The sequence below is a fragment of the Pseudoalteromonas sp. ASV78 genome (assembly GCF_047806705.1).
Taxonomy (GTDB): domain Bacteria; phylum Pseudomonadota; class Gammaproteobacteria; order Enterobacterales; family Alteromonadaceae; genus Pseudoalteromonas; species Pseudoalteromonas prydzensis_A.
The window spans coordinates 3,582,210-3,602,581 of the sequence record NZ_JBLOPA010000001.1 but is presented as its reverse complement, the minus strand read 5'-3'; the positions used below and the strand labels follow the sequence as shown (position 1 = coordinate 3,602,581).

Below are 20,372 nucleotides of genomic sequence, written 5' to 3'. Positions count from 1 at the left end.
TCTTAAAACTCGCCTTGGAACCACTTCGTAATACGGTTCCACCAATTGTTATCGCCTTCAGGTTTCGATTTTTGTGCATTCATCGATTGCATTGTGCGGCCATACTGCAATAAGCCCACCGCCGTTGCATATGAAGGGTCATCTACATAATCTGTCAAACCAACCATCCCGATTGGTTTGCCTATTCTCACTGGCATCTGGAAAATGTCTTCAGCCACTTCCATCGCGCCAGCCATTTTAGCACTACCGCCAGTAATGACGAGTCCTGCTGCAATTTGGTCTGCTAACCCTGAGCGATGAATTTCTTCCATCGCCAGTTCAAATAATTCTCTAAAACGTGGCTCAACCACCTCTGATAAGGTATGACGCGACATTAGTCGCGCTGGTCGTCCGCCAACACTAGGTACTTCTATCGTTTCTTCGCTGCTGGCCATTTGGCTACTTGCACACGCGTATTGTACCTTGAGTGATTCAGCATGTGATATCGGTGTACGAAATATTTTTGCAATATCGCCCGTCACTTGATTGCCCGCAACAGGAATAACTGCTGAGTGACGCAGCGCACCATTAATATAAATGGTGATATCCATAGTGCCGCCGCCGATATCGAGTACCGCAACACCGAGTTCTTTTTCATCCTCGGTTAATACCGAATAGCACGAAGCAAGCGCAGTGAAAATCAGTTGATCAACCTCAAGACCACAGCGCTCTACACATTTTTCAATGTTTTTTGCCATATCGTTTGAGCAAGTAATGATATGAGCACGGGCTTCCATTCGTACGCCACTCATACCACGTGGGTTTTTAATCCCTTCTTGCATATCAATACTGTATTCTTGCGGTAACGCATGCAGCATTTTACGCTCAGCTGATACCGGTACTGAACGAGCAATATGAATTACATTCTCAATGTCCTCGTCGGTGACTTCGGTGTTATTGATTGCCACCACACCACTTTCGTTTTGACATTGAATATGCTTACCCGAAATCCCCAAATACACGGAGCTAATACGACAATCGGCCATAAGCTCTGCTTCATCGATTGCGCGACGAATAGACTCAGACACCAAATTAAGGTCGTTTACGCCGCCTTTATCCATACCATGGGATACTTGGCTGCCAACCCCAACAATGCTGAGTTTGTTATCTGCGGTGATTTCACCAACCGTGGCCACCACTTTTGAGGTGCCAACGTCTAATCCAATCACGAGGTTTCTTTCTGCTGACTTAGTCATGCCTTACTCTTATTTTGTAATTGCGCTTCTTCCAGGAGCTTCCAGCTCACCGCAAGGCCGGTATCATACCGTAAATCCACTACATCTACTTGTGCATCTGCACGTTTTTCCATCCGCGGGTAAACATCTATAAATCGTTGTACCCGTTTAGCTTTCTCTTTACGCCCTAATTTAAGGCGAATACCGTTATCAAGCCATAATTGCCATGAAAACCGTTCTGACAACGCCAAGCTGGTTAACTTTAAATTGTTCACTCTAAGCATGCCATCAAGCTGCTTAAAGGCAACCCATGCTTCAAACTCGCTGCCCTCTGGGCCATAGAGTTGTGGCAATTGCTCAGTGAGCTTGTCACTACTGGCTTCAAATACTTCACCGCTTTGGTTAAGCAATAAATCACTGTTCCAAATAGCCACCGCGTGGTGCTCAACCACATACACTTGCAATGTATCTGGCCACTGTTTACGCACTGATGCAGTTGCAACCCATGGCAAATCCTGCACTAGATACTGTATTTTTTTTACATCTAAAGCAAAAAAACTCGATAAGTCAGCTTTTTTGATCGCACCTATAATTGCTTTTTCATCGGTATATTGCGGTTTCCCCAATACCGCTAAATGCTTTATTTGTGCGTCTTTATTTTCCACCAACCACTGCCTAACGCCACTGGTGATCTGCACTAAGCTAAAAACCACAACTAGAAAAAAGCCCACCCCAAAAATCAGCGACCAATTTAGCTGCTGTTTTAATTGTTGCGCTTTTTCCAAAAAGGGATGCATATTAAAGCGTTTGCCCCAAAATGCGAACAACTAATTGTTCAAAGCTTGCACCATTTGCTTTCGCTGCCATTGGCACTAATGATTTTTCGGTCATGCCGGGTACGGTATTCACTTCTAGTAAGTAAAAGTTGCCATCAGCATCTTGCATTGCATCAACCCGTCCCCAACCGCTTGCCCCCACTAAAGCAAATGCTTGTAATGCCATTGTTTGCAACTTTTGCGTATCAGTTGCTGATAAATCAGCAGGGCAATGGTATTGCGTGGTATTTGATTGATACTTAGCTTGGTAATCATAAAAACCATTCGGGGTGGTCATTTCAATGACTGGTTGTACATCGTCGCCTAAAATAGCCACGGTAAATTCACGGCCAGTTATCCATTGCTCTACTAAAACTTGGCTATCAAATTTAAATGCCGCGGCTAACGCAGCATCGAGCTCTTGTGCATTATTAGCTTGCGCCATACCGATGCTTGAGCCTTCATGTGACGGTTTAACCATCACTTTTTTCAGCTCATTCATTATCGCTGTAGCATCAAAACCATGTTTGTTATCAACAACCGCATACGGTGCCGTACTCAAATCGGCTGATTTAAATAAATGCTTACAGCGAATTTTATCCATCGCCAAAGCTGAGCCTAATACGTTACTGCCGGTATACGGTAAACCCATAAATTCAAGCGCACCTTGAATGGTTCCGTCTTCACCACCACGGCCATGCAAGGCAATAAAAACCCGCTCAATACCGAGTTCTTTCAATTGCCATAATGGCTGTTCTTTTGGATCAAACGCGATGGCATCAACACCTGTATTTTGTAATGCGTGCAATACGGCTTGGCCTGATTTTAGTGATACTTCGCGCTCTGCTGAGTTACCGCCAAGCAACACCGCCACTTTGCCAAATTGTGTGTTTAATTGCGTCATACCTTTACCTGCTTAAGTTTCTCAATCGATAGCGATGTCGCCGCGAGTGTTTTTACTAATTGACCAATATTACCAGCGCCTTGGGTTATAACTAAATCATTATCTTGTAATGTATCTGCTAAAACCCCAGCCAGCTCTGAGCTGCTGGCAACATGCAATGGCTCTTTACCGCGTTGACGTAAACTGCGGCATAAGCTCTTACTGTCAGCGCCAACTATTGGCTCTTCACCAGCACTGTACACATCCAGTAGTAATAGCTGGTCAACATCGGCAAGTACTTTTACAAAGTCTTCATATAAATCGCGAGTACGGGTAAAACGATGCGGCTGATAAATCATCACTAAGCGTTTATCAGGCCAACCTTGGCGAATTGCCGCTATTGTCGCTGCCACTTCTGAAGGATGGTGACCATAATCATCCACTAACATCACTTTGCCACGCTCGTTTTCAAAGTCGCCATAATGCTGAAAACGACGGCCGATACCTTCAAATTTTTGCAGTGCTGCTAAAATTGCATGGTCGGCAATTTGTTGATCTTTCGCCACAGCAATCGCTGCGGTGGCATTTAATGCATTATGTTTACCCGGCATATTTAAATGCACAGTTAGCTCATCGCCTTGCTTGTTACGCACTTTAAACTGACTGGTATTTGCTGTTTGGCGAAAGTCAGTCATGCGGTAATCGGCGTCGCTCGTTTCACCGTAAGTGATCACCGGTCGGCCAAAGCGTGGGATAAGTTCAGCCGCCACTTCTGAGTCAATACACACCACAGCTAGGCCATAAAACGGTAGGTTATGAATGAAGTCCACATACGTGTCTTTCATTTTTTCTAAGCTACCGCCGTAGGTATCCATGTGATCTTCTTCAATATTGGTGATCACCGATACCATAGGTTGTAAATGTAAGAATGACGCGTCACTCTCATCAGCTTCGGCGATTAAAAAATCACTTTTACCCACCTTGGCATTACTGCCAGCGCTATTAAGTAAGCCACCAATAATAAAGGTTGGATCAAGCCCTGCTTGGGCATAAATACTGGCAATTAAACTGGTTGTTGTGGTTTTGCCATGGGTGCCTGCAATGGCAATACCGTGGCGAAAACGCATTAACTCTGCCAACATTTCTGCGCGCCGTACTACAGGGATGCGCGCAGCTTTAGCTGCAATTATTTCTGGATTCGTCTCATCAATCGCACTCGATACCACCACAACACTGGCATCTTTTACATTACTTTGATGATGACCAATAAACACTTCCGCGCCAGCTTGGATCAAACGTTCGGTCATCGCACTGTGGGCAATATCAGAACCGGTAATACGGTATCCTTCAAAAGCCAGCACTTCGGCAATGCCACCCATCCCTGCACCACCAATACCAATAAAATGAATGGTGTTAATACGGCGCATTGCCGGACGAGTACTTTTCTCTGTTGACGTTTCTTTCACTTAATAATCTCTTTTTTCTGTAACTTGCTGCGCAGACAGAGCAACACCGGCCGCATCCATACAATGCCATGCGACATTAGCGGTAGCCTCAAGTGTCGCCAACTGTTTTGCATTACTGGCAAGTTCACTAATTAATGCTGGTTTGGCTAAATACGGGCGTAATAGTTCAACAATACTCTGTTCGTTAAATTGCCCCTGCGGCATTAATAATGCCGCTTTGCCATCGACTAAAAATTTTGCATTGGCGGTTTGATGATCGTCCACAGCGTGAGGATACGGCACAAACACCGCCATCTTCCCCGCTGCGGCAATTTCACTGACAGTTAAAGCACCAGCACGGCAAACCACAATATCAGCCCAACTGTATGCGGTATCCATATCATCAATAAACTCTGCCACTTTCGCTTGTTCAACACTAAAACCTTGTTGTTGGTATGCAAGTGTTACCGAGCCAAGCTGCCCTTTCCCTGTTTGATGCCAAACATTAAGTTGAAAATCATCATTAAGCTGCTTAAATGCAGCTGGCAATGTTTGATTTAATACTTGTGCGCCCAACGACCCACCAACCACTAGTATATTCACCGGAGTTGATGCTGCACGGGTTGCCACATTTGCAACACTGGCACGCACTGGGTTACCAACAACGTCACTGCAACCCGCAGCAAATGCGTGTGGGAATGCTGCTAATACCTTATTCGCAAACTTAGCGAGGTATTTATTACTCATACCTGCAACCGCATTTTGCTCATGGATCACCAGTGGAATACCTAAGCTTTTTGCAGCTATACCGGTTGGCCCTGTGACATACCCCCCCATCGCAAGGACAACATCAGGGCGTTGTTTTTTCAATACTTTACGCGCTTGTAAAATCGCATTTAAAACCATAAACGGTGCTTTCACTAACCGTACCAGGCCATTACCGCGTACCCCTTTGACATTGATAAAATCAATATCAATACCATGCTTAGGTACCACTTGGGCTTCCATTCGATCGGCCGTGCCAATCCAACTCACTTGCCAACCTTGCTGCTTTAAATGATCCGCCACTGCAATACCAGGGAAAATATGCCCCCCCGTGCCACCAGCAACAACGACTAATTTTTTGCTCATCGCTTACCTCCGCGAGATGTTGCTTGTTTCGTGGCCATTTTGGTTTCAAAATCCACCCGCAATAAAATAGCTGCCGCTATGGTCATGATAAGTAAGCTAGAGCCACCATAAGACACAAACGGTAGCGTTAGGCCTTTGGTTGGTAAAATACCGGCACTTGCGCCCACATTCACCATGGTTTGAAACGCAAACCAAATACCAATTGCGAATGCAAAATAGCCTTCATATTCTTTGCCGCACTTTAATGCTTGCTGGCCAATTAATAAGGCTCTAAATACAAACGTACCAAACACCATTAAAATACTGACAATACCGATAAAGCCTAGCTCTTCACCTATAACCGCAAAAATAAAGTCATTATGGGCTTCTGGTAAATACTGTAATTTTTGCACGCTGTTACCTAGGCCTTGGCCAAACCAGCCACCTTGACTGTAGGCCATTAACGATTGTACTAGCTGATAGCCTTTACCAAATGGGTCATCCCATGGTTCTAAAAAGCCCACCACTCGCGCCATCCGATACGGTTCAATAATGATCAATAAAACCACCAGACCAACGCCCGTTAAGATCAATACAAAAAACTGCCACAATTTCGCACCAGCTAAGAATAATAACCCCACGGTGGTTACAAACATCACCACCACAGTGCCTAAATCGGGCTGCAATAAAATTAATGCCGCGTACACTGCAAATACCGCAATTGGCTTGGCGAAACCTTTAATGTTTTCTTGTACTTCTTCACGTTTACGTACCAAATAACCGGCGATATAACTGAAGAAATATAATTTAGCCGCTTCGGCAACTTGAAAACCCACCGGACCTACTGGGATCCAACGTTTGGCACCGTTCACTTCACGGCCAACAATAAGCACAAGAATCAGCAGCACCATGCCAAGCAGTAATAAATAAGGGTTGGAGCGCTTCCACCAGGTCATAGGCACACAGCAGGTGAGCCAAAACAGCACAAAGCCCATCGCCAAAAACATACTGTGGCGGATAATAATGTGATACGGATTATCAAACAGACGATCTGCAGTTGGCATCGAGGCACTGGTCACCATCACAAATCCCAAACCAATTAGCATGACCACACAATACAGCAAGGGGACATCGTATAACTGTGCCGACGGCTTAGGAGTCAAAGTGTCACGAATATCAGCAAACGCAATCATATTGCCTCCGCTAACACACATTGGCTAAAGTGATCGCCACGTTGCATGTAATTGTTATACATATCGATGCTGGCACAAGCGGGAGCAAGTAAGACAATATCCCCCGCGGTGGCAAGTTGCTTGGCAAGCGCAACGGCTTGTTCCATGTTATTGGTTAAGTGACCTTTTTCAGTCAACGCAACCAGTGTTTTGGCATCTTTACCAAAACAAATAAGCGCTTTAACTTGTTGCTGCAAGTACGGCTTTAAACTATCAAGATCCGCCCCCTTGGCGTCTCCTCCAGCAATAACAACCAGTTGTTTAGCTTGATCTGCCAAGCTTGCTATCGCCGCGATAGTCGCCCCCACATTGGTGGCTTTAGAATCATTAAAATATTTAACGCCCGCTTGCTCGGCAACAAACTGACAGCGATGAGGCAAACCAGTAAATTGGCCAAACGCCTGCGCAAATTGCGCTGGAGTAATATTAAACGGGCTTAGTAAGGCCATAACCGCCAATGCATTGAGCTGATTGTGACGACCTACCACAGCTAAGCTGCTCACTGGTAACAGCGCTGTACTTTGATAACTAAAGTACTCAGCACCTTGGTGTGTTATTAAACTATAATCACCATTCTCTATACCAAAGCTCAACTGTGGCATTACTTGGGTATGCGTTGCCGCATCATTGCTATTGACCACCGCCAGCGCCGCATTAGCATAAATCGTTTGCTTTGACTCTATGTAAGCCTGATAGCTGACATACCGATCTAAATGATCTTCTGAGACATTCAATACTGTAGCGCTGATCGGTTTTAAGCTACGTGTGGTATCAAGCTGAAAGCTTGACAGCTCTAATACATAAACATCAAAATCATCGCTTAATAAGTCCAGTGCCGCAGTGCCAATATTACCACCTAGGCCCACTTTATAACCGGCGCTTTTTAGTACTTGATAGGCTAACGTCACCACGGTTGATTTACCGTTAGAGCCAGTGACAGCAACTACAGGTTTATCTGTTAAGCGGGCAAATAACTCAATATCACCAATTACTTCCACGCCCGCTTGCATTGCTTGTGCAACTGCAGGCAGGGTCAAACTTAAACCAGGGCTGATGATGATCATATCAACACTATCAAGCTTTGCTGTCGCCAAATCGCCAAAATGAGTAGTTAAATTTGGCGCATGTTGTTGTAACCAATCACAACCTGGTGGCGATTGGCGGCTATCAACTACCTTCGGTGTTAAACCTTGAGATAATAAAAAACGCACAATGCCCAGACCGGTTACACCGAGTCCGAGCACTGTCACTTGTTTATTTTTTATCTCGTTTAAATACGTCATTTACCTGATCTTTAATGTCACGAGGCCAGCAAGTACTAGCACAATAGAAATAATCCAAAACCGCACAATCACACGAGGCTCTGGCCAACCTTTTAATTCATAGTGATGATGGATCGGCGCCATTCTAAAAATCCGTTGGCCGCGTAATTTATAAGAGCCAACTTGTAAAATCACCGATAGCGCTTCCATTACAAACACGCCGCCCATGATAATTAGTATCAATTCTTGGCGCACCAATACCGCAATGATCCCCAGCGCACCACCTAGTGCCAGTGAGCCTACATCGCCCATAAATACTTGCGCTGGATAAGTGTTAAACCATAAAAAGCCTAAACCAGCACCAACAATGGCAGTGCATACCACAACGAGTTCGCTAGCCAACGGTAAATGTGGAATATGCAAATAAGCAGAGAAATTCACGTTACCTGTTAGGTAAGCAATAATAGCCAGTGCCACAGCCACCAAAATAGTCGGCACGATGGCTAAACCATCAAGGCCATCAGTTAAGTTAACTGCATTTGATGTACCCACAATCACAAAGTAAGTCATTACTATGTAGAACAAGCCTAATTGCGGTAACACATCTTTAAAAAATGGTACAACTAGCGAAGTTTCATTAGCATGGTTAGCGGTAAAAAATAATGCACATGCCACCACTAGCGCGATCACTGATTGCCAAAAATACTTCCACTTTGCGATAAGTCCTTTAGGATCTTTACGGATCACCTTACGGTAGTCATCAACAAAGCCAACAATTCCCAATGAGCCAATCACAAACAAGGTAGCCCACACATATTTATTAGCTAAATCAGCCCACAGCAAAGTGCTGGTAAAAATAGACGCTAAAATTAATAAGCCCCCCATGGTTGGGGTGCCTTTTTTCGATAAATGAGATTCCGGTCCATCGTTACGAACCACTTGGCCAATTTGCATTCTTTGCAACGCGCGGATCAATTTGGGGCCAAAATATAAAGAAATTAATAATGCCGTTAAAATGCCAAATACTGCGCGCACCGTTAGGTACGAAAATACATTAAAGGCACTGTAATATTGAGTTAGATATTCTGCCAGCCAAACTAACATTGAGATACTCCATTGCGGCCAATTTGCTGGCTGTTAACTAAATCTTGTACTAATAATTCCATGCGAGAACTGCGTGATCCCTTCACGACGATAGTGGTTTTTTGTGATTGTTCACTGAGTTTTAATTGTAATTGTTGCAGTAACTCTTCTCGGTTTGCAAAGTGCAGGTTAGGTTTCGCAAATTTATCACTGGCGTATTTGCTTAATGTGCCTAGGCTGTACAGTTCATCGACACCTTGCTGTTTAGCGTATTCACCGACTTGCTGATGATAAATGTGTGCATCTTCACCAAGCTCAGCCATATCGCCTAACGCTAAAATACGTTGCCCTGATATATCGCTAAGTAAATCAATAGCCGCTTTGACTGATTGCACGTTGGCATTATAGGTGTCGTCAATCACAGTTAGCATATCGTTGACTTGAATAATATTTACTCGCCCTTTCACTTCAGCCATGGTTGCAAGTGCTTTAGCTATCGCTTCAAGCGACACGCCAAACTCACTGGTAAGTGCCGCTGCAATCAGTGCATTGGTGACATTATGACGCCCTGGTAGTGCTAGTGTTACTGGCACCCGTTGTTGCGCAGTACAAAAGAAGAAAGAAGCATGCGCTTGTGCATCTAAGCTGATATCTTCAGCCCAAATATCCAGTTGTGCGGTACTTGACAAGCATTTGACTTTACGTCCTGCAAGCTTGCTAAGCCAACCACCACTAAATTCACTGTCACAGTTAACAACCGCAGTACCGTGCTCTTTTAAACCATCGTAGATTTCACTTTTAGCGGTTGCCACGCCTTCAAGCGAACCAAAGCCTTCAATATGCGCTGCTGCAACATTACATACCACAGCCACATCAGGTTTGGTCATGGCCGCGGTATAGGCAATCTCACCGAGGTGATTCGCACCGAGTTCAATAACTGCATATTTGTGCTGTGGCTCAAGGCGTAACAAAGTCAATGGCACGCCAATATCGTTATTAAAGTTGCCATTGGTTGCAAGTACATCGCCATGAGCGGCTAAAATTGCGGCGCACATTTCTTTTACGGTGGTTTTACCCACACTACCGGTGATCGCGATGGTTTGCGGGGCGACAGCTGCCATTACCGCAGCGCCAATTTCGCCTAACGCAATACGCGTATCAGTTACTAAAAACTGTGGTATATCAACAGCAACTTTATGACTCACGATGGCAGCTATCGCGCCTTTGTCTTTCGCTTGTTGTAAAAATTGATGACCATCAAAATTAGGGCCTTGTAGCGCTAAAAACACCTCACCCTCACAGACTGTGCGAGTGTCGGTGTTGATATTTTTGACTGTTTGATTATCGCCTTGATAATCGGTTGCTAGCACATTCGCCAGCCAAGCAAAATCCATAGAGATCATAACTGCGATCCTCTTATTGCTTGTTCTTGTCGATCTAGCTTTTGCAAGTGCTGCTGCACAAACTTTCGGTCGCAAAAATCAATCCGTTGTGTGCCGATGATTTGATAATCTTCATGGCCTTTACCTGCAATTAAAACAACGTCTTGGGCGTTTGCATTATCAATAGCAAATGCAATAGCGGCGGCACGATCGACCTCTAAGTGAGCACGTCCTGGTTGACTTAAACCAGCGGTAACATCTTGGATGATCTGCCACGGATCTTCACTGCGCGGATTATCACTGGTGACAATTAGCTGATCTGCATATTGCTCAGCCGCTTTTGCCATCATAGGACGCTTGCCTTTATCACGGTCACCACCACAACCAAATACACAACTTACGCCGCCTGGCACATGCTGTTGTAATGCTTGCAGTGCTAATGCTAAGGCATCCGGTGTATGGGCATAATCAACAATACAGGTTGGTTTGTTTGGCGCACTAAAAGCCTGCATACGACCCGCAACAGGTTGCAAGCTTGCACAGCCGGCTGCTAGTTTATCAAGCGGATAGCCCATGCCCAGCAAAGTGGCCATTGCGGCAGCTAAATTATATAAATTAAATTCACCAAACAACGGACAAGTGATGGCAATATCACCCCAACTTGTCGTTAACTGTGCCGATATACCGGTTTTATGATAATTAACATCGGTAAAATAAACAAACCCCGCATCTTTAGGGACTAGTGTTTTTCGACCATAACAAACTAAGTTATTAAAATCGTATTGCTCTAGCCATTGCTGAACTTGATGATCGTCCTGATTTAGTACCACCAGCTGCGCGTCAAAATCACGCATTAACATTAGTTTAGCGTCAGCATAACTGGCCATATCACCGTGGTAATCTAAATGATCCCGCGATAAATTAGTAAACACCGCAGCTTTAAAATGCGTATTGGCAACACGCTGTTGCACAAGCCCGTGGGATGATACTTCCATCGCCACTAAGTTATTATTTTGCTCTGCCAATTGCGCTAATATTCTTTGCAGCTCAACACACGACGGTGTGGTATTAATTAATTCTGTTAAATTATCTGGCTGCCCATACCCTAAGGTGCCAACGATGGCCGACGGGGTGTCACAAAACGTCGCTAAATGAGCAATCATTGCGGTGGTGGTTGACTTACCATTCGTGCCGGTAACACCTATCACATCTAAATGCTTACTCGGTTGCTGATAAAAATGACTCGCTAATGCGGGTAACTTTTTATCTAAGTCAGTAATTAAATACAGAGGGTCAAAATCAGCTTCAAACTCACATAAACGGTCGGCAATCACTGCCACTGCACCATTATTAATAGCTTGCTGGATAAAGTGTCCGCCATCTAACTGATGACCCTTAATAGCCACAAACACGTCTCCAGGGGTGACATCGCGACTATCTAAACGCAAATGCTTTACTAACAAGCTTGAAGCTGCCACTTCTATTTTTTGTAAAATTATTTTTAAATCACGCATCATCATCTATGCCCTTCACGTAGGCAACCGAGCCTTTATCGGGTGCCACGTTTAATATTCTTAAAGCGTTAGAGATAATTTCTGCAAATGCAGGGCCTGCTGTTGCACCGCCATAATATACATCTCCACCGGGCTCATTGATCATTACCACCACAGCTAAACGTGGGTTACTGGCGGGCGCTAAACCTGCAAAATAACCAACATATTCGTCACCATAACCGCCTACTGCCGCTTTTTTAGAGGTGCCTGTTTTACCTGCTGCGCGATAACCATCGACTTTAATACGATTGGCAGTACCGCCTTCTTCAAATACGCTTTCCATCATATGTACAACGGCTTCAACGTCTTGTTGTTGAAATATTCGCTCACCTTCGGGAATAGCATCTTGTTTTAATACGGTCAGTGGTCGGTTCACACCACCAGCACCTAGCATGGCGTAAAAGCGCGCCATTTGTGCTGTACTCACCGCTATATTGTAACCAAATGACAATGCTGCAATTTCATGATCAGACCAACGTCGATTGGGATAAAACAAACCGCTGCTTTCCCCTACCATACCGGTGCCTGTATCTGAACCAAAACCAACTTTTTGGAATAAACCAACAAAGTAATCCTTCGGTACTGTTTGACTAATTTTTGTCACCCCCATATTACTTGAGTACTTTAAAATCTCTCGCAGCGTCATTTCACCGTGGTTACGCGTATCTTGTACTAAACTACCGCCTAATCGCATCCAACCTGGATAAGTATCAACTTTATCGTCAGGCTGAATTGAGCCGTAGTCTAAGCCAGCTAAAATGGCTAGAGGCTTAACGGTTGAGCCTGGTTCGAACAAATCAGTGATTGCGCGGTTACGGCGCTTATGCGGCGCAGCATCGTTTAAATTATTTGGATTAAAAGATGGGCTGTTAACCATCGCTAACACTTCACCGGTTTTTACATCCACTACCATCGCAGAGCCAGAGGTTGCTTTATAGGTAAGTACCGCTGATTTAACGGCTTTATAAGCGATTGCTTGAATTCGTTGGTCGATACTTAGTTGGATATTTTCAGGCTCAATGCGTTCACGCTCATCAAGTACTTCAACTTCACGGCCTTGCGCATCTTTACGAATGGTACGACGCCCTTCTACACCGGTTAATGCGTTTTCGTACAGCTTTTCTATGCCTTCAATCCCTTTCCCATCAATGTTGGTAAAGCCAAGCACATGTGCAGTTACTTCACCAGCAGGATAATAGCGTTTTGATTCATCTAATAAATGAATACCAGGCAGGCGTAAATCACCAATGTAATTGGCAACGGCTGGGGTTACTTGACGCTTTAAATACACAAAACGGCGGCTGGCATCATCACGCAAACGGCCATTTATTTTTTTCGGCTCGATACGTAATACATCGGCAAGTTCGCGCCAACGTAAGTCATTTTTATAATATTCGCTAATGCGTTGTTCAAGGAGTGCTGTATTTTCAGCTAACGCTTTATCGTCTTCGCCGTTTTTGCGTGCTTGCCTAAGCACTTTAGTACGCAGTGACTTATGCAATGCTTTAGGATCGGCATACACGCTTACCACAGGTACACTCACAGCAAGCTCTTTGCCATGGCGGTCAAAAATCATCCCACGTTGCACATGCAGTTTTTCAACTCGCACGGTACGTTTGTTACTTTCTGAGCGTGCTTTATCAGGCTCGATAACTTGTAAATAGGCGGCACGTGAAACCAAAGTTACAAAAACCAACAGCACCACAGAGCACACCAGCATAAAACGCCATGTGATCAAACTATTGACTGGTTTTTTTCCTCTGCTTCTCATGGCAGTACTATCACCTGTTCATCTTGGCTGGTAGGCCGTTTCATCTCAAGTTGCATGGTGGCAATTTCTTCAATGCGCGCATGCTGCGAATAAAATTCTTCTTCAACGAGTAAATAACGCCACTCTAAATCCAGCTCATCTCGCTGTTGGAGCAACTGATCTTGCTCAATCAGCTCTTGACGAGCAAAGTGGGTAACCTGCACCACACTTAAACTTGACGCAAATATCACAACCAACAAGGCCGAGGTTAGCTTATTTGCTCCTAGGCCTTTGAGTATTTCTACAAATAAATTGGGTTGTCGATGATTCGCTTTTGGCTTCATCCCAATCTCTGCGCCACCCTAAGTACTGAGCTACGTGAACGTGGATTACGCTCAATTTCAGCTTGACTTGGCTTAGTAGCTTTACCCACTGCTTTTAACGTCAGATTTTGATTTATTTGTGCATCAGTTAAAGGCAGACCTCTGGGTAATGCCGCTCCCTTACTCTGTTTTTTAATAAACTGTTTAACAATACGATCTTCAAGTGAGTGAAACGAAATCACCACTAAACGGCCACCGGGCTTTAAAACCGCCAATGCAGCGTGTAATGCGGTTTGGATTTCTTCCAATTCACTGTTGATATAAATACGGATAGCTTGGAAAGTACGCGTCGCAGGATGCTTAAACTTATCCTTTACAGGCACAGCTTCATCAACTAAATCAGCAAGTTGCTTAGTTGTTGTGATCGGAGTGTGGGCGCGAACTTCTAATACCTTATGAGCAATACGACGACCAAATTTTTCTTCACCGTAAGTTTTGATCACGTGAACAATGTCTTCAAGCTCGGCTTCAGCTAACCACTGTGCAGCGCTACGACCACTGGTTGGATCCATGCGCATATCAAGTGGGCCGTCTTTCATAAAACTAAAACCACGTTCAGCATCATCTAATTGCGGGGATGACACACCGATATCTAATAAAATACCATCTACTTTTCCTAACAGATCGTTTTGCTCTGCCACTTCGTATAGATTGGAAAAGCGCGTATGAGCAATGGCAAAACGACTATCATCGGCAAACTTTTCGGCAGACTTGATCGCTTGTGGATCTTGATCAATCGCTTGTAATCGACCATGTTCACCAAGGCGCGCCAAAATTTGCCCAGAATGTCCGCCACGGCCAAATGTACCATCCATGTAAATGCCGTCAGGCTTAATTGCTAGCGCATCGATGGTTTCGTCCATTAGTACGGAAATGTGTTCAAATTGCGCTGTCATTAGCTATTATTTGCCTTTTTATTGTGTGATCAGAGTGAAAAATTATCTAAGTCTGGGGTCGATTCAAACTCACCGAGTCGTTCTATTTCGGTGTCTTGACGCATTTGCTCATGCCAACGCTCTTCATCCCAGATCTCAAATTTATTCATCAAACCAACCAACATGATTTTTTTGCCTAAATCTGCATGAGCCCGTAGCGACGGTGCCAGCAAAATTCGGCCATTTTTATCTAATTGGTACTCAGTTGCGTTACCCAACAACATTCTTTGCATGCGTCGAGCGCGTGGATTCATATTGGAAATTCTAGCGAGACGATCTTCTATGTCTTGCCATTGCGCGAGTGGATACAACCACAAACAAGGCTCGTTCAGTGCAACGGTACAGATCACCGTGCCCTGATCTTCAGACAACAAGGAATCTCGGTACTTAGTCGGTACCGCAAAGCGTCCTTTGTCATCCAAACTGAGCGAACTCGCACCACGGAACATAAAAAGCCTATTCTAAAAGTTGATAATTAATCCGTTTGGATTAATTTGATCCAATTTGATCCACTAAAAACCACTTTTTACCACAGTCCTCCAGTTTAGGGCTTGACAAGCGCTTTTGTCAAGTCGCTAAGATCCTATAATTAACTGTGAAAGCCAGAAAAAATAAGGCCTAGCGCAAAGCTACTGAATTACGTGGGAAAAAGTGGATAACTACAAAAAAAATATTTTATTCTGAGATAAAACAAAATAAACAGACTTAAATGATTAATGAATAATCAATGAACAGTTACAAAATATTAGTAGCGAATTGCTACTGAATAGATCATGTAAAATTTACGCGATCTTTTTGCAATAGTTACTTAAAACGCTGTTATTTCAAACAACAGCATTTAGAAAGCAAAAGTAAGACATTGATTTATAAGGAAGTAAATAGAGCCATAGAAGTGGTACGAAGGCTGCAGCAAGTATTACACAATTTTAGTTTTAATATTTAAGGAACGATTACTATGACTACTTCAACATCGAGTTCTAATTCAGCTGCAAAAACCAGTAAAAAAGTTGATGACATCGCTGCTCACACTGAATCGCCATTAACTGATAAAGCAACTTCAGCGGCGCACTTGGCCGTTGACGCGCTCTCTTCGAAAGCGGCAACAGCAGAGCAAGGCATTCGCCATGGTGCTACCAGCTCAGCGGAAACACTCTCTGAAAAGCAAAAAATAGCGCGTGAGAAATTAACTGAATACAGTGGTAGAACACGCCAGTTAGCATCAGAAAACCCGCTTGCAACAGCAGGTATAGCATTTGCTGCTGGTATGCTGGTTACTGCGTTGCTACGTCGTAGCAAGTAGCTAGCTATGCAACAAAATACTGATCTTAAAGATAAACAACACCAGCATCAGGCCGCTGATCCTGCACCGCAAAGTGCAGATCAGTGGCAAGATCACCTCGCTAAACTAGCTCAATATGGTGAACAGCTTTATCAAGACTATCGTCAACAAGCCGGTATTTGCAAAGAATTAGCCAGTGCTGAATGGCGACTATCAACCCGCTCGTTAGCACTGACAATAATTTTGTTAGTAAGCTTTGCTGGCGGCTTGGTACTTTTATGGGCAGGCTTGCTTGCCACGCTTGGCTTTGCGATTTTTGCTTTTAGTCAATCAATATGGTTCAGTGCCTTATGTTTAATTAGCTTGCAGTTGATCTGTTTATTCTGGCTGTGGAAAAACATTGGTTATATCAGTAGTAAAATTGGCTTTGATAAAACCGCGCACAGCATTAAACAATTACTCAATATTAATAGGAGTGAATGATGCTAATTGATTATTTTATTCAGAAACCAAACCGTAAAGTAAGCCACTTAAGTCAAAAAATCAATAGCATCAATGCCTTAAAACACCAACACCATCAGGCTTTTAATTACCGACTAAAACGCTTTGCAGTATCGAAGGTAGGAATTGCCAGTGCCTTTACGGCAGGCGCAGGCTATCAAGCGCTAAATGGTAATAAGCAAAACTCATCCAGTAAAATAAAGTTAAGTCAATTTAGCTGGTTATTACGTTTGCTATAAAGCTATATAGGTTTGCTCAGCACAAGCGTCCTTTGCTGGGCAATTATTTCGTTCTTTATTAGATAAAATAAATTAACCTTATATTATATATGGTTAATTTTAAATTTATTGGCTACAATTTTATGCCACAAGCCCAGTATGAAGAGTATTGCTATTTTTTCCTCATCGTTACAACACCGACTTTACCGTTTATTTATATTGCTGAGCTTACCTGGCATCTTGGTGATCTTATTTAGCTTGTGGCATGCCAAACAAATGGCGCGCCAAGAAAGTCGGCAGCAGGCTTTTGCGGTTGCCGAACAGCTTGTTGAGCAACAAACTGAGCTACTCAAAAAAATTAAAACATTTACCACTCAACTTGCTGACTTAAAAGATTTTGCCGCACCATTACAAACCGGCTGCCCTTATTACTTAGCTAAAATACAAAAACTTCAACCTGAAATTGCGAATATTGGTATCGTCAATATGCAAGGCGACCCGGTGTGTTTATTAAAAGGACGCAAAGAAAATATTAATATTGCCGATCGTGAATACTTTCAAAATGCTGTGGCGACTAAAAGCTTTGCCATTGGCTATTTTCAAAAAGATCGTAGTATCAACACCCTAAGTTTCAATTTCGCATACCCACTTATCGATCAGCAGCAACAAGTATATGGTGCGGTAGTAACCGCTGTGAGATTAGATTGGTGGAGCCAAATACTTGCCAGCTTCCATTTACCCGAAGATGCTCTTGCCGTTATAACCGACAATAACGGCCGTATTATCGCAAATTACCCTAACAATGCATCGCTGCTTGGCGAAAATATTAATGCCTATGATTTTAGCTCCGAGCTACCTATGCCCAATAGCACAATTGAATTGCAAGGTATTAATCACGTTTTACACAGCAAAACCATGTATACCGATGAAACCCAAAATAGCCTAAACGTTTATGTTGTAATACCATTTAATAGCGCAATACAAGCTGCCAACCAATTGTTTTTATATACATTAGCTGTATTTACACTGATGATTATTGGCCTGTCTGTGTTTGCCCATAACCAATTAAAGCGCAATGTATTAACGCCCATAGCACAGCTTACACTGACGATTAAAGATCTTACCCAAGGATTATTACCAAAACAGTTTTCTTTAAATAGCCCAGAGCTAAATACCCTCTATCAACATTTTAAAGCGATGGCACAAACACGCCTTGCGGCAGAAGCGAATGTCAAACGCCAGCATGACGAATTAAGTAGCTTATTAAACGCTTTGCCTGATACCTATATTCGGATCAATGTTCACGGTGATGTACTGAACTTAGGCGGGCAAATTTCACAGCTATATTTACCAGAGCCCATTAGCTCAAAATTACATCTTCGCGAACTGCTTGGAGAAGAAAAAAGTAAACAGTTGCTTAAGCATTTACCCTGTAAAAATAAAACAAGCCAATTTGAACTAACAATAAAGAAGCCTGCAATCGAGCAAATATTTGAAGTGCGGATCAGCGCCAAACTCAATAGCAATGAATACACCATTGTATTACAAGATATTAGCCATCGAAAACACGCTGAAAAAGCCTCTCATCTGGCCTCAATGGTCTACGCAAATAGCAGTGAAGGAATGGCCATTACCGATCCAAATGGCGTTATCTTAGATGTTAATCCAGCTTTTTGTGAAGTCACCCAATACAGTAAAGATGAAATTCTGGGCAATACCACTGCTATCTTAGCTTCAGGCAAGCACAGTAAAGCGTTTTATCATGGAATGTGGCTGCAATTACAAGAAACAGGTCGTTGGCAAGGTGAAATAATTAACCGTCGTAAAGATGGCGAGTTATTCACTGAGTGGCTTACTATCGATACCGTATACAATGAACACTCTGAAGCGCAGCGCAGAGTCGCGATTTTTACCGATATTACCGCTAAAAAAGCAGCCGAAGATCTGATCTGGCATCAAACTCACTTTGATCATTTAACCAATCTACCTAATCGAATTGAGCTTAAAAAACGCTTAAATCAGCACCTCAACAACACCTTAAACCCTAATGAACCATTAGTGATCATGCTTCTTGATATTGATCATTTTAAAGACATCAATGATACCTTAGGTCATTTTTATGGTGACGAATTACTCAAGTTGATCTCGGTGCGTTTGCAACAAGAAATTGTTGATATTGAGTTTATCGCCCGTATTGGTGGCGACGAATTTGTTATTGTGCATGCCAAGCTGGTCACTGAAGAACACATCAAAAAAGTAGCCAACGATATCCTCAATGCCATGACAAAAGCATTTATACTCGAAGGTGAAGAACTGCATATTGCAACCAGCATCGGCATCGCTATTGCACCAATCGATGGTGATAGTTCAGAGCTGTTATTAAAAGCCGCCGATCAAGCCATGTATAAAGCCAAGCAAAGTGGCCGCAACTGTTTTAAGTTTTTTAATCACAACTTACGTGAGCAAGCACAAGCACGTATGGATTTACTTAAAAACATGCGCAGTGGCATTGAACAGCAACAATTTGCTCTTTATTACCAAGCAATCGTTGATCTTGATTCTGGGCATATTCATAAAGCAGAAGCCCTGCTCCGCTGGCAGCACCCTACACGTGGCGTAATTAGTCCCGCAGAGTTTATACCTTTAGCCGAAGAGTCTAGGTATATCAACCCATTGGGGCAATTTGTATTTACTCGCGCATTACAAACGCTCAGTACGCTACGAACACAGCTTGATGCCAATTTTCAACTCAGTATCAATGTCTCGCCGGTGCAATTTAGTTGCCTTGATAGCGGTATTGATCAATGGCCAACCTTGCTAAAAGCCGCCAACTTACCACCGAGCGCGATTGTTGCCGAGATCACCGAAGGATTAATGATCGCACCTGAGCAACTCACTCAACAACGCCTGAAAGCGCTGGTCAAATCGGGGATGGAACTCGCTTTAGATGACTTTGGCACCGGCTATTCATCGCTTGCCTACTTGCAACAAATGGATGCAGATTATTTAAAAATTGATAAATGCTTTGTTGATAACATTCAAGCGGGCAACCAAGATCTGGCGTTGTGTAAAGCAATTATCACTATGGCACATCAGTTTGGTTTAAAAGTGATTGCCGAAGGCATTGAAACACCAGAGCAGCAGCAATTATTACTTGGCATAGGCTGTGATTATGGCCAAGGCTATTTGTTTGCAAAGCCATTACCCGAACAGGAATTTTTAGCACTGGTAAGCAATCAATCCACAACAACGAGCTAAATACAGATCCAGCACAAACTATGCACTGAAAACTTAGCTAGCTATTGTTTAATAAATAACGAACTGATA

The 20,372-nt window shown here is 43.4% G+C and carries 18 protein-coding genes; 4 read left to right on the top strand and 14 right to left on the bottom strand.

The genetic code is table 11. From position 1 onward, the window contains the following. Nucleotides 1-2: 2 nt before the first annotated feature. The 14 genes from ftsA to mraZ are packed head-to-tail and all read right to left on the bottom strand — an operon-like array spanning nucleotide 3 to nucleotide 15,496. Nucleotides 3-1,235, bottom strand: coding sequence for a cell division protein FtsA (ftsA, locus tag ACMVDV_RS16410; protein WP_416158824.1), 1,233 nt, complete (start codon nucleotides 1,233-1,235; stop codon nucleotides 3-5). After that, the gene (locus tag ACMVDV_RS16405; protein WP_416158823.1) at nucleotides 1,232-2,011 is read right to left on the bottom strand and encodes a cell division protein FtsQ/DivIB; all 780 of its coding nucleotides are present in this window, start codon (nucleotides 2,009-2,011) and stop codon (nucleotides 1,232-1,234) included. The genes ftsA and ACMVDV_RS16405 overlap by 4 nt, the downstream gene beginning before the upstream one ends. 1 nt (nucleotide 2,012) lies before the next feature. Beyond that, a complete protein-coding gene (locus ACMVDV_RS16400) occupies nucleotides 2,013-2,933 on the bottom strand; it encodes a D-alanine--D-alanine ligase (RefSeq protein ID WP_416158822.1) in 921 nt (306 codons plus the stop codon). Then, on the bottom strand, nucleotides 2,930-4,378 hold the full coding sequence (gene murC / locus ACMVDV_RS16395; RefSeq protein WP_304178711.1) for a UDP-N-acetylmuramate--L-alanine ligase: 1,449 nt from the start codon (nucleotides 4,376-4,378) through the stop codon (nucleotides 2,930-2,932). The genes ACMVDV_RS16400 and murC overlap by 4 nt, the downstream gene beginning before the upstream one ends. Next, a complete protein-coding gene (murG, locus tag ACMVDV_RS16390) occupies nucleotides 4,379-5,488 on the bottom strand; it encodes an undecaprenyldiphospho-muramoylpentapeptide beta-N-acetylglucosaminyltransferase (protein WP_416158821.1) in 1,110 nt (369 codons plus the stop codon). Next, nucleotides 5,485-6,660, bottom strand: coding sequence for a cell division protein FtsW (ftsW, locus tag ACMVDV_RS16385; protein ID WP_304178708.1), 1,176 nt, complete (start codon nucleotides 6,658-6,660; stop codon nucleotides 5,485-5,487). Before ftsW ends, murG begins: the two co-directional genes overlap by 4 nt. Further along, on the bottom strand, nucleotides 6,657-7,982 hold the full coding sequence (gene murD / locus ACMVDV_RS16380) for a UDP-N-acetylmuramoyl-L-alanine--D-glutamate ligase (protein WP_416158820.1): 1,326 nt from the start codon (nucleotides 7,980-7,982) through the stop codon (nucleotides 6,657-6,659). Before murD ends, ftsW begins: the two co-directional genes overlap by 4 nt. Further along, complete coding sequence (mraY, locus tag ACMVDV_RS16375; protein ID WP_304178705.1) at nucleotides 7,983-9,065, bottom strand: phospho-N-acetylmuramoyl-pentapeptide-transferase; 1,083 nt, start codon at nucleotides 9,063-9,065, stop codon at nucleotides 7,983-7,985. It lies immediately after the preceding gene. Beyond that, nucleotides 9,059-10,447 carry a UDP-N-acetylmuramoyl-tripeptide--D-alanyl-D-alanine ligase gene (locus tag ACMVDV_RS16370; RefSeq protein ID WP_416158819.1) on the bottom strand — a complete coding sequence of 463 codons (1,389 nt, stop codon included), beginning with the start codon at nucleotides 10,445-10,447 and terminating at the stop codon, nucleotides 9,059-9,061. The genes mraY and ACMVDV_RS16370 overlap by 7 nt, the downstream gene beginning before the upstream one ends. Continuing rightward, nucleotides 10,444-11,940, bottom strand: coding sequence for a UDP-N-acetylmuramoyl-L-alanyl-D-glutamate--2,6-diaminopimelate ligase (gene murE, locus ACMVDV_RS16365; protein WP_416159109.1), 1,497 nt, complete (start codon nucleotides 11,938-11,940; stop codon nucleotides 10,444-10,446). Before murE ends, ACMVDV_RS16370 begins: the two co-directional genes overlap by 4 nt. Continuing rightward, nucleotides 11,933-13,750 carry a penicillin-binding transpeptidase domain-containing protein gene (locus ACMVDV_RS16360; protein WP_304178700.1) on the bottom strand — a complete coding sequence of 606 codons (1,818 nt, stop codon included), beginning with the start codon at nucleotides 13,748-13,750 and terminating at the stop codon, nucleotides 11,933-11,935. The genes murE and ACMVDV_RS16360 overlap by 8 nt, the downstream gene beginning before the upstream one ends. Next, complete coding sequence (ftsL, locus tag ACMVDV_RS16355; protein ID WP_304178699.1) at nucleotides 13,747-14,073, bottom strand: cell division protein FtsL; 327 nt, start codon at nucleotides 14,071-14,073, stop codon at nucleotides 13,747-13,749. Before ftsL ends, ACMVDV_RS16360 begins: the two co-directional genes overlap by 4 nt. After that, the gene (gene rsmH / locus ACMVDV_RS16350) at nucleotides 14,070-15,008 is read right to left on the bottom strand and encodes a 16S rRNA (cytosine(1402)-N(4))-methyltransferase RsmH (RefSeq protein ID WP_416158818.1); all 939 of its coding nucleotides are present in this window, start codon (nucleotides 15,006-15,008) and stop codon (nucleotides 14,070-14,072) included. Before rsmH ends, ftsL begins: the two co-directional genes overlap by 4 nt. 29 nt (nucleotides 15,009-15,037) lie before the next feature. Next, complete coding sequence (gene mraZ, locus ACMVDV_RS16345; protein ID WP_304178695.1) at nucleotides 15,038-15,496, bottom strand: division/cell wall cluster transcriptional repressor MraZ; 459 nt, start codon at nucleotides 15,494-15,496, stop codon at nucleotides 15,038-15,040. A gap of 506 nt (nucleotides 15,497-16,002) precedes the next feature. Between mraZ and ACMVDV_RS16340 the strand changes: the two genes are divergently transcribed. The 4 genes from ACMVDV_RS16340 to ACMVDV_RS16325 all read left to right on the top strand — a co-directional run bounded on the left by ACMVDV_RS16340 (nucleotide 16,003) and on the right by ACMVDV_RS16325 (nucleotide 20,303). Beyond that, nucleotides 16,003-16,347: a DUF883 domain-containing protein gene (locus tag ACMVDV_RS16340; RefSeq protein WP_304178693.1), complete on the top strand. Its 345-nt coding sequence runs from the start codon at nucleotides 16,003-16,005 to the stop codon at nucleotides 16,345-16,347. Between the two features lie 6 nt (nucleotides 16,348-16,353). Next, nucleotides 16,354-16,809 carry a hypothetical protein gene (locus tag ACMVDV_RS16335; RefSeq protein ID WP_416158817.1) on the top strand — a complete coding sequence of 152 codons (456 nt, stop codon included), beginning with the start codon at nucleotides 16,354-16,356 and terminating at the stop codon, nucleotides 16,807-16,809. After that, nucleotides 16,806-17,066: a hypothetical protein gene (locus ACMVDV_RS16330; RefSeq protein WP_416158816.1), complete on the top strand. Its 261-nt coding sequence runs from the start codon at nucleotides 16,806-16,808 to the stop codon at nucleotides 17,064-17,066. Before ACMVDV_RS16335 ends, ACMVDV_RS16330 begins: the two co-directional genes overlap by 4 nt. A 138-nt stretch (nucleotides 17,067-17,204) precedes the next feature. Next, nucleotides 17,205-20,303 (top strand): EAL domain-containing protein, encoded by a 3,099-nt coding sequence (locus ACMVDV_RS16325; RefSeq protein ID WP_416158815.1) that lies wholly within the window; start codon nucleotides 17,205-17,207, stop codon nucleotides 20,301-20,303. Nucleotides 20,304-20,372 lie beyond the last annotated feature (69 nt).

Bases quoted from the DNA above. Each gene is read 5' to 3' on its own strand.
- ftsA (WP_416158824.1), bottom strand. From the start codon at position 1,235: ATGACTAAGTCAGCAGAAAGAAACCTCGTGATTGGATTAGACGTTGGC.
- ACMVDV_RS16405 (WP_416158823.1), bottom strand. From the start codon at position 2,011: ATGCATCCCTTTTTGGAAAAAGCGCAACAATTAAAACAGCAGCTAAAT.
- ACMVDV_RS16400 (WP_416158822.1), bottom strand. From the start codon at position 2,933: ATGACGCAATTAAACACACAATTTGGCAAAGTGGCGGTGTTGCTTGGC.
- murG (WP_416158821.1), bottom strand. From the start codon at position 5,488: ATGAGCAAAAAATTAGTCGTTGTTGCTGGTGGCACGGGGGGGCATATT.
- ftsW (WP_304178708.1), bottom strand. From the start codon at position 6,660: ATGATTGCGTTTGCTGATATTCGTGACACTTTGACTCCTAAGCCGTCG.
- murD (WP_416158820.1), bottom strand. From the start codon at position 7,982: ATGACGTATTTAAACGAGATAAAAAATAAACAAGTGACAGTGCTCGGA.
- mraY (WP_304178705.1), bottom strand. From the start codon at position 9,065: ATGTTAGTTTGGCTGGCAGAATATCTAACTCAATATTACAGTGCCTTT.
- ACMVDV_RS16370 (WP_416158819.1), bottom strand. From the start codon at position 10,447: ATGATCTCTATGGATTTTGCTTGGCTGGCGAATGTGCTAGCAACCGAT.
- murE (WP_416159109.1), bottom strand. From the start codon at position 11,940: ATGCGTGATTTAAAAATAATTTTACAAAAAATAGAAGTGGCAGCTTCA.
- ACMVDV_RS16360 (WP_304178700.1), bottom strand. From the start codon at position 13,750: ATGAGAAGCAGAGGAAAAAAACCAGTCAATAGTTTGATCACATGGCGT.
- ftsL (WP_304178699.1), bottom strand. From the start codon at position 14,073: ATGAAGCCAAAAGCGAATCATCGACAACCCAATTTATTTGTAGAAATA.
- rsmH (WP_416158818.1), bottom strand. From the start codon at position 15,008: ATGACAGCGCAATTTGAACACATTTCCGTACTAATGGACGAAACCATC.
- mraZ (WP_304178695.1), bottom strand. From the start codon at position 15,496: ATGTTCCGTGGTGCGAGTTCGCTCAGTTTGGATGACAAAGGACGCTTT.
- ACMVDV_RS16340 (WP_304178693.1), top strand. From the start codon at position 16,003: ATGACTACTTCAACATCGAGTTCTAATTCAGCTGCAAAAACCAGTAAA.
- ACMVDV_RS16335 (WP_416158817.1), top strand. From the start codon at position 16,354: ATGCAACAAAATACTGATCTTAAAGATAAACAACACCAGCATCAGGCC.
- ACMVDV_RS16330 (WP_416158816.1), top strand. From the start codon at position 16,806: ATGATGCTAATTGATTATTTTATTCAGAAACCAAACCGTAAAGTAAGC.
- ACMVDV_RS16325 (WP_416158815.1), top strand. From the start codon at position 17,205: ATGAAGAGTATTGCTATTTTTTCCTCATCGTTACAACACCGACTTTAC.